At 64.7% G+C, this 8,312-nt stretch carries 10 protein-coding genes; 6 read left to right on the forward strand and 4 right to left on the reverse strand.

The genetic code is table 11. From position 1 onward, the window contains the following. The first annotated feature begins 67 nt into the window (after nt 1-67). Nucleotides 68-535 carry a hypothetical protein gene (locus ACIPVK_RS18675; RefSeq protein WP_407613484.1) on the forward strand — a complete coding sequence of 156 codons (468 nt, stop codon included), beginning with the start codon at nt 68-70 and terminating at the stop codon, nt 533-535. Nucleotides 536-556: 21 nt separating this feature from the next. Here ACIPVK_RS18675 and ACIPVK_RS18680 read toward each other — a convergent pair whose 3' ends face one another. From ACIPVK_RS18680 to ACIPVK_RS18690, 3 genes are all read right to left on the reverse strand, one after another. Beyond that, the gene (locus ACIPVK_RS18680) at nt 557-919 is read right to left on the reverse strand and encodes a hypothetical protein (RefSeq protein ID WP_407613485.1); all 363 of its coding nucleotides are present in this window, start codon (nt 917-919) and stop codon (nt 557-559) included. 90 nt (nt 920-1,009) lie between these two features. After that, a complete protein-coding gene (locus ACIPVK_RS18685) occupies nt 1,010-1,273 on the reverse strand; it encodes a hypothetical protein (RefSeq protein ID WP_407613486.1) in 264 nt (87 codons plus the stop codon). Nucleotides 1,274-1,317: 44 nt separating this feature from the next. Continuing rightward, complete coding sequence (locus ACIPVK_RS18690) at nt 1,318-1,932, reverse strand: cysteine hydrolase family protein (RefSeq protein WP_407613487.1); 615 nt, start codon at nt 1,930-1,932, stop codon at nt 1,318-1,320. Between the two features lie 586 nt (nt 1,933-2,518). On the opposite strand from ACIPVK_RS18690, the gene ACIPVK_RS18695 reads away from it, so the two are divergent. The 4 genes from ACIPVK_RS18695 (at nt 2,519) to ACIPVK_RS18710 (ending at nt 4,784) form a co-directional block, all read left to right on the forward strand. Continuing rightward, nucleotides 2,519-2,779, forward strand: a complete 261-nt coding sequence (locus tag ACIPVK_RS18695; protein WP_407613493.1) for a GlsB/YeaQ/YmgE family stress response membrane protein — start codon at nt 2,519-2,521, stop codon at nt 2,777-2,779. A 276-nt stretch (nt 2,780-3,055) separates the two neighbouring features. Next, complete coding sequence (locus tag ACIPVK_RS18700) at nt 3,056-3,733, forward strand: DUF6766 family protein (protein ID WP_407613488.1); 678 nt, start codon at nt 3,056-3,058, stop codon at nt 3,731-3,733. A gap of 211 nt (nt 3,734-3,944) precedes the next feature. Next, entirely contained in the window at nt 3,945-4,295 is a 351-nt protein-coding gene (locus ACIPVK_RS18705) for a lipopolysaccharide assembly protein LapA domain-containing protein (RefSeq protein ID WP_407613489.1), read from the forward strand. A 63-nt stretch (nt 4,296-4,358) separates the two neighbouring features. Next, the gene (locus tag ACIPVK_RS18710; protein ID WP_407613490.1) at nt 4,359-4,784 is read left to right on the forward strand and encodes a hypothetical protein; all 426 of its coding nucleotides are present in this window, start codon (nt 4,359-4,361) and stop codon (nt 4,782-4,784) included. 84 nt (nt 4,785-4,868) lie between these two features. Here ACIPVK_RS18710 and ACIPVK_RS18715 read toward each other — a convergent pair whose 3' ends face one another. Continuing rightward, nucleotides 4,869-7,328 (reverse strand): ATP-dependent DNA ligase, encoded by a 2,460-nt coding sequence (locus ACIPVK_RS18715; RefSeq protein ID WP_407613491.1) that lies wholly within the window; start codon nt 7,326-7,328, stop codon nt 4,869-4,871. Nucleotides 7,329-7,789: 461 nt separating this feature from the next. On the opposite strand from ACIPVK_RS18715, the gene ACIPVK_RS18720 reads away from it, so the two are divergent. Beyond that, the gene (locus ACIPVK_RS18720) at nt 7,790-8,206 is read left to right on the forward strand and encodes a CBS domain-containing protein (protein WP_407613492.1); all 417 of its coding nucleotides are present in this window, start codon (nt 7,790-7,792) and stop codon (nt 8,204-8,206) included. Nucleotides 8,207-8,312 lie beyond the last annotated feature (106 nt).

Consider the following 8,312-nt stretch of genomic DNA (forward strand, 5'->3'; position numbering starts at 1 on the left):
ACCGACATATTTCGCGCCGCGAATACGAGACATGTGTTCGAAACCTCCATTGGATAGGGTGGAAGGCATGGAGACACTCAACGTTGAATCCGACGACGTCCTCAAGCAGCTTTTGCACGAGGCCTTCGACTCCCAGATCCCCAACTTCGGCAGCTACAACCTGGTGGCTGCCGCGGGCAGTTCCGGATCCGCGGGGCTGAAGGTGATCGGCTTCCGCCGCGAGCCGGCCGAAATCATTTTGTGCCCGCTGAATCCCGCGGACCTGCAGCCCACCGAACGCGCGGTCTCGGTGAACAACACCAACGTCTCGCACGTGGCCCTGGTCCTTGACGGCGGCTACGAGGTGGGCACGAGCACCGGGCGCGTCTACCGATTCAACGTCCCCGCCCGGCTGTCCCTGAACATTCCCTCGCCGACCGGCGAGACCACCGGCCCCGGGGCCTCCGGCATCCTGGCCCAGGACGAGGACGCGGCCGAATTCGCTGAATTCATGAACGAGTTCATGGACCGGCTCGATCCCACGGTCAACCCGTAACTCCGGCCCGCCCGGGCACCGCTAGAACTGTTCTTCCTCCGGGGCATCGGGCGGCAGAGGCCGGCCCAGGGCATCCAGGCCGCCCGCCTCTTGTCCTGCAGCATCGGTCGGCTCCTCGACCCTCGCGCCGGCCGGGATTTCCGCGTCCTCCTGCTCCGCCGTCCGGCCCTCTTCCTTCAAGGGACGCGCATCCTCGGCACGGGCTTCGTTGCCGTTCAGTGCGTCGACCTCGCGTTGCTCGTCCCGCAGGGGGTCCATGGTGTCCAGGGTCCGAGGATCATCCGACGATCCCTCTTCCACCGGTTGCCCGTCGCGGCCATCCAACGGGGTTCCCTCGTTCTCTTCGTCATTGCGTGGTTCGAATTCCGGTGTATTCAACGACATGACCGGCTCCTTGGGTTGTGGTGTGTTGATGCTGCTTGCGGACCGTAACGCCACGGCGGAACCCATAGGCCGCCGCCGTGGCGAGAACGGTCACATGGGTTCGTTGCCGGTCCCGCCTCTGGGGTTATCGAGCATGCCCGGTCCCTTCAATGCCCGATAGAGACCGTATCCGGCCATCCCCAGGCCGAGGAGGACGCCGATCCACATCGGGGTCATCAGGCCCTGGCCGGGTTCCCTGTCCGCCATCATGAAAAGCCCGAAGACGATCACCAAGATCAGACCGGTGATCATGAGCGGGGTACCCCGCCTGCGAAAGAAGGGTTTCTTGCTGGGTTGTCCCGGCTGGGTGCTCATCGCGTGCTCCGTTCCAGTTGGGTGCCGAGTTGCGGCAGTTTCGGTTATTTGGTTCCTTGGCCCTGGGTTTCCCAGGCGCGGCGGTCCTCGTCGGCGGCGAGCAGGCTCGCGGTGCTCACGATCCCCTGTCGGTACTCCGCTTGGAGCAGCTTCAGGGTCGACTCCTCGAAATCGGGATCGCTGGAGGCAATGGCGTCGGAAACCAGCCATGCACGAACGTCGTCGGCGTAGGCATCCGCTGCTGTCGAGGCGATGCAGGTGTGGGACGACACTCCCGCGACCAGGACCGATTCCACGCCGCCGCGCCGCAGCCGCTCGCTCAGGTCCGTGCGCCAGAAGGCGCTGTCGCGTCGCTTGATGATTTCCACGGCATCCTCGACGTCGAGGCCTGCCAGGTTGCGCGCTTGTTCACTTCCTTCGAACAGGAACCCTTGGTCGTCGTCGAGCATGCTCAGTGTCCATGTCGATTTGTCGCGGGCATGCTCGGTCCTGATATTGAACACCGGCATCCCGAGGGCGCGAGCGAGCCCGGTGAGTTCGTTGCAGTGGCGGACCAGCGGTTCACGTAGGCGTGCCAGGATGGGATCCTCAAAGAAGGCATTCTGCATGTCGATTATGAGCAGGGCAGTGGATTCGGATAGCTGCGGATCATCTTGCACTGGAACCCCCCGGGGTAATCGGAGTCGGTTGCGGGCCTTGTATCTACCGTAGATCCGGCATTTCACGCGCGCAACGGTTGCACCGGGGGTGAGAGTTCCCCATGGGACAGACGTGTTCGCAGGCGGGCGTCCGGGCAGCAGGATTGACTCTCTCGGCACCGGGGTGGTGTCCGGGTGCACGACGAGGAGGAAGAACTTCCCGCCGGGTGTGTTTACCAGCGAAGTCCCGAGATACGGCGGAATGACCGCGGGGATACCCGAACCCTGTGCTGTCTCGGCCTATGTATCCCCGTTGCGCAAATCTCAGGGAAATCCATTTGCATTTGTTGTTGCCCCAGTGATTGATGCATATCTAAGCTGATTCAGAATGAGGGGATGCGGCGCGCGAGGCACCCCGACGCAATTGGGGTTTCGCGCCAGCTATTCCCATGCCCTTGTTGCCCGGTAAACAGTACTTCGATTTCATGAACCGATTTGGCATTGGAGTGATTTAGGCTTCCACCAGCACTTTCCTCGTTGTAGGGTCGAAATGTGCATCGCCACAATGATGCTGAAACTGGACCTTCATCCGAACAGGAGAATAGTTATGGGTTTCATTGGTTGGATTGTTCTAGGACTGATTGCCGGAGCCATTGCGAAGGCAATCAAACCAGGTGACCAGGGCGGTGGGTGGCTTGCCACGCTGCTGCTTGGAATCGTCGGAGCCGTACTTGGCGGTTGGATCGGTTCGGCAATCTTCAACGTCGGGATCAACTCGTTTTGGTCCTTGTCGACGTGGTTGCTGGCCATCGGCGGAGCATTGCTCGTCCTCATAATTTGGGGTCTGTTAACGCGCAAGAAGGCCTGACCGTTGCACATTGGGATTGCCCCGGCTTCGGCCGGGGCAATCCCTCCTTAACCACCGTTCGCCAGAACTCAAGCTCGATTAACCGCGGGTCACCGGGATCTGTCGGTCAACCCCCGGGGTCACCGGCACGGCCCGGGACAATCCCCCCGCCTTTACGTTGCACTCGATCAGTCTTACGCTCGCACCATGAGGACTCAATTCACTTTGTGGCTTGGCATGATCGTTACCGGCTTGATCCTGATGACCATCGTCAGCTTCTCCGGGAGGTGATCGGCAGTGTCCAAGGCAATCAGAAACCAAGCGCTCAGCATCTGCTTTGCGGTGCTCTTCGTCGGCGCCCTGCTGGGGCAGTCATTCGCAGGTTTGTCCGTGTACAACGAGGACCAAATAGCCCATGGGTCCACTCCCATCGGCTATTGGGATTTTGTGACCTCTAGCAATTTCGTTGTCGACGTGGCCGAGAACTGGCAATCCGAGTACCTGCAATTCTTCCTATTCATCTTTGCCACCATCTGGCTTGTCCAGCGGGGATCCCCGGAATCGAAGAAGCCCGGCGACGAGGGTCCCGACAGTGACGAGATGCAACTTGTCGGACGCTTCGCCAGGCCCAATTCTCCGAAATGGGCGAAGGTCGGCGGCTGGCGGAGAACGTTGTACTCCAATTCGTTGCTTTTGGTCATGGGCGCCGTTTTCCTTCTCTCGTGGTGGCTCCAATCGGTCGCGGGGACCGTTGTTTTCAATGCCGACCAGCTCGAACACGGGCAACCGGCGGTCGGCTGGATCGAGTACGTCACCAGCGCAGACTTCTGGGACCGGACGCTCCAGAACTGGCAATCCGAGTTCCTGGCTGTGGGCAGCATGGTCACCCTGTCCATCTACTTGCGTCAGCGCGGCTCCGCCGAGTCCAAACCCGTGGGCACACCGCATGCCGAGACCGCAACCGAAGGCGAATAAGGGGCCCGCTGGCCGCCCGCGGATTCCTTCTGCCGCCCGCCTTCGGTGTCGAAGGCGGGCAGCGTTCAAGGGCACTTTTTGACGAGTGTGCCTAGCCCTTGCCACTTCGAAACGATGCGCCTATGTTGGCCACAGGGATCCAATTTCCTGGCCAACGGCGCCGCCGGGCAGCGCCGAAAACCCGGTGCCGCACAAAGAAACGGGGAAGCAAATGGTTGACAACCCTGGGCGAGCTTCCGATTCGGACGCCACATCCAAGAAGCCCACCCGTCGTCTACCACCCAAAAGCGTCAGGGCAACGACGCGTGCCGGGGTGATCTGGACGTTCACCATCGTGGCCATCGTGGTGTTGATCTTCCTGGTGATCTTCATGATGCAGAACCAGGCGCAGGCCACCGTGTACTTTCTCGGACTCCAGGGGCAGATGGCCCTTGGCGTGAGCATGTTGCTGGCGGCCGTGGGCGGGGCCGTGGTCGTCGCCATCGTCGCAGCAGTTCGCATCATCCAGTTGCGCAGCCGCGGCAGTGCCACGGCCAAGCGCGCGGACCACGGAGAAAAATAGCACGAGTGGTGCTCCAACCACCTTCCACATCTTCCATATCGCCAGAGCAGAGAGGACCCCGTGATGCACGAGCTCGAAAAGCAGATGAAAACGATCCAGACCCAACTCAAACACTGGGCGGAGAAGGCAAAGCAGGAATACCCCAGTCATCTGGAGGCGTCCGTCCGCCATGCCGTGGACCGGATGGACCCGGTGGGGCTGGCCCGTGCCTCCGAGGAAGTGGTGGCCACCGTGACCGGAAACCGCAAGACCGCGCGCCGGGCCCGGAAGGCCGTGGAGGCGGCCCTCCGCAAGGCGCAGCGAAAGGCCGGAAGCAAGCATAACGGCGCCCGCCGGGCGTTGGCCGTCCTGGGCACGGCGGCCGTCATCGGCCTGGTGGCAGTGATCGTGCTTCGCCGCGCCGCCGGACCCCACGCCCGCGATTTGGGTACCGCCCGTCCCGGCGACTCCGGCCCGGCCAAGGGCATGGACCCCGACCTCGCGGAATAGCCCCCGCTTGCAGCGGAAGTGCCCGGCTTGCCTCGCTCCCCCGGTTTCATCCGGGGACGGCGAGGTGTCGGGGGCCGCCGCTGTTCAGGACTCCCAACCCACCTGCCCGGGTTCCTTGTCCTCGCGCCAGCCGCGCCATACCGGATGGCGCAGCCGCTTGGCGCCGGTCAGCCCGCCGTAGCGCACCTCGCCGACGAGCCGGGGCGACACCCATTCGGCGTCATGGCTGTCAATAGCCGGCACGTCCTTGGCCGCGGGAGTCTTGCGCCGCAGCTTCTCCAGCTTGGCCCGGGCCGCCAGCAGTTGGCGGTCGGTGAATCCAGTGCCCACCCGCCCGGCATAGTGCAGTTCCCCGTCTTCGGGCACGGCCAGCAGCAGCGAGCCCAGGGTGTCCGCACGGTTGCCCTTTCCGTGGCGCCAGCCGATGACGACGACTTCCTGGTGGCGATCATGCTTGATCTTGATCCAGTCCCCCGAGCGCTTCCCGACCCGGTAGCGGCCGTCGAGGCGCTTGGCCACGATCCCCTCCAGGCCGAGTTCGGTGCTCGTGGCCAAGGCCTCGTCCAGGGTTCCGTCGTGGACGTCGGGGATGTGCACGTGCTTGCCGGTTCGCACCTGGGCGGCGAGCCGTTGGCGGCGTTCGGCGTAGGGCAGCTTGGTCAGGTCCTGCTGCTTCCCGGTCCGGGAATCGGGCAACCGCAGTGCGTCAAAGAGCATCAGGTGAACCGGTGCCGGCTTGCCGCCCTTGCCGCCCTTGCCCGAACCGTTGCCGGGGTTGCGGGCCTGCAACAACCCGAAATCGGGGCGTCCGGCCGGATCAAGGGCAACGATTTCCCCATCGAGCACCGCCCCGTCGGGGGCCAGCTCGGCAATTTCCTGCAGTTCGGGATAGCGCCCCTCAAGCGCCTGGCCGTTGCGGCTGCGCAGCGAGACGCTGGAACCGGCGATGCCGATAAGCGCGCGGTACCCGTCCCACTTCATTTCATACGCCCAGTCCTCGTCCGCATCGATGTCTCGCCCGGTTCCCGCCTGGGCGAGCATCGGGGCGAGCTCGGCCGCGCTTGGGGCATCGGGCACCGACCCGACCGGTTCCGGCTCGGGCGCCGGCGCCGGCGCCTGTTGCACCGCCGCCTTCCGGGAGATTGACTGGTCCTTCATCAACTGCAGCAGCCAGTTCTTCGCATCCCCCATCCCGGGGGTATTGATCAGTGCGTAGCGCCGCGGCACCCCGCCGAGCCCGCCACCGGGGCGCCCGTGCAGCACCGCGATCACCTCGGAGCCCTCCCGCCATTTCTCGAACTCGCAGTCCCCCGAGTCCCAGATCTCCATGGTCCCGGCGCCGTATTGCCCGCGCGGGATGCGTCCCTCGAATTCGGCATAGTCAAGCGGGTGGTCCTCGGTCATCACGGCCAGCCGGTGCACCGAGGGCTCCAGGGGCATGCCCTTGGGCACGGCCCAGCAAACCAGCACCCCCGAATGCTCGAGCCGCAGGTCCCAATGCAGGGCGCGCGCTCGGTGTTCGTGGATCACGAAGCGGGCGCGGCTTCCGGGGCCCGCAGCATGGGGTGCGGGCGCGGGGACGGGCTCGGGGGTCTTGCGGGCATCGCGCTTGGAACGGTATTCGGCCAGCCGGTCCAGGTCGCTCGCGGGGTACCGGCCCAGCGCGGAGATCGGGTCCATCGCATCATGTACTCGCCCCAGGACCTCGTGGAAATCGAGCTGTGCAAGCTTCGGCCCGCCGATTTCTTCCCAGGTGCGTGGGGCCGCCACCGTCGGATGGCTTCGCCCGCGCAGCGAGTAGGGGCAGATGGTGGTCTTGGCGGCGCTGTTCTGGCTCCAGTCCAGCAGCACCTTGCCCTCGCGCAGGGACTTCTTCATGTCGGAAACCACCAGGTGCGGGTGCGCGCCCTGAAGCTCGGTCGCCAGTTCCTTGGCCACCAGCGACACCTCCTCGGAGGTGTGTTTTCCATCAAGGGCGGCGTAGAGGTGGATGCCCTTGGACCCGGAGGTCACCGGGTACGCCGCCAGGTCCATGCCCTCCAGCAACTCCCGGCACAGGAAGGCGACCTCGGCGCATTCGGCGAGCCCGGCCCCGGGACCCGGGTCCAGGTCCAGCACCATCCGGTCCGGATTCATCGGCGCCAGGTGCTCGTCGAAGCGCCACTGCGGCACGTGGATCTCCAGGGCCGCCAGCTGCGCGAACCAGGTGAGCACCGCGGGCTCGTTGGCCATCGGATAGGTGTTCACGTGGTCCTTGTGGGTGATCTCCGCCCGCGGGATCCAGTCGGGTGCCGAGTCCTCCAGGTCCTTGCGGAAAAACACCTTGCCCGGCTTCTCCGCGGTGCCCACGCCGTCGACCCAGCGCTTGCGGGTTGCGGGGCGCCAGGCGGACTGCGGCAGCAGGACGCTGGCGACCCCGGCCAGGTACTCCATCACCTCGCCCTTGGTGGTCCCGGTCTCCGGGTAGAGCACCTTGTCCAGGTTGCTGACCTTCAGCCGCCGGCCGGCCACCGAGACCATTTGTTCCTTGGATCGGGAAGCCATGGATTAGTCCTTTCCTTCCCCTCCACTGTGCCTCGGCCATCCATCGATGGCCAGCTTTTGCGCCGTCGTCGGGCAGTCCTTCTCCCGCCCGGAGCAAGCGGTGTCGCCTTGAATCCGGGCAGGCTGCAATTTCCTAGACATCGCCACGGGCACCTGCGTACCGTGGAGATTGATGACCCTCGGCCGTGCGCTGGCAGTCGCTTGGCCGATCGTCGAGGGCTGGTTCGCCGCTGGCAGATCGACCCACGGAATCCATGAAGCCTCCAGTCCGGTTGGCTGCGGCAGGTCAGAGCGGTCCAAACAACCTGCCTCGGCAGCCGGGCCCAGGGAGGCGAATCGCGATCCCGCGGATGCTCGAAACCCGCAGCCCCGCACCACGCCATCGGGAACAACGGGAGCAATGCAAGGCCCGTTGGCCGTCCCCACCACAATCACAGCGAATCCAACACGCAGGAGGAACAATGGCAACCGCACGAGAAATCATGACTGGATCGGCCGAATGCATCGGGGAAAACGAGACTCTGGAGGAAGCGGCACGCAAGATGCTGCAACTCGACGTCGGCTCGCTGCCGATCTGTGGCGAGGACAACCGGCTGAAGGGAATCGTTTCCGACAGGGATATCGTCACCAAGTGCCTGGCCCAGGGCGGGGATCCCCGCACCACCCGCGCCGGGGAGCTGGGCGAAGGCAAACCCATCACCATCGGCGCCGACGACAGCGTCGAGGAAGCCATCACCACCATGCAGAACCACCAAATTAGGAGGCTTCCCGTCATCGACGGCCATGAGCTGGTGGGAATGCTCAGCCAAGCCGACATCGCCAAGAACTACCCGGAGCACCGTGTTGGCGATTTGGACAGGTTCATCTCCCTGGACTGAGGCCCGGGCCCACTTGGCCGCGATCGGCCGACCATAGGTGCCCTTGGGGGGGGGGGGGGGGGGGGGGGGGGGGGGGCGCCGCCCGCCCCCCCCCCCCCCCCCCCCC

Source organism: Paeniglutamicibacter sp. MACA_103 (assembly GCF_045798555.1).
Lineage (GTDB): Bacteria > Actinomycetota > Actinomycetes > Actinomycetales > Micrococcaceae > Paeniglutamicibacter.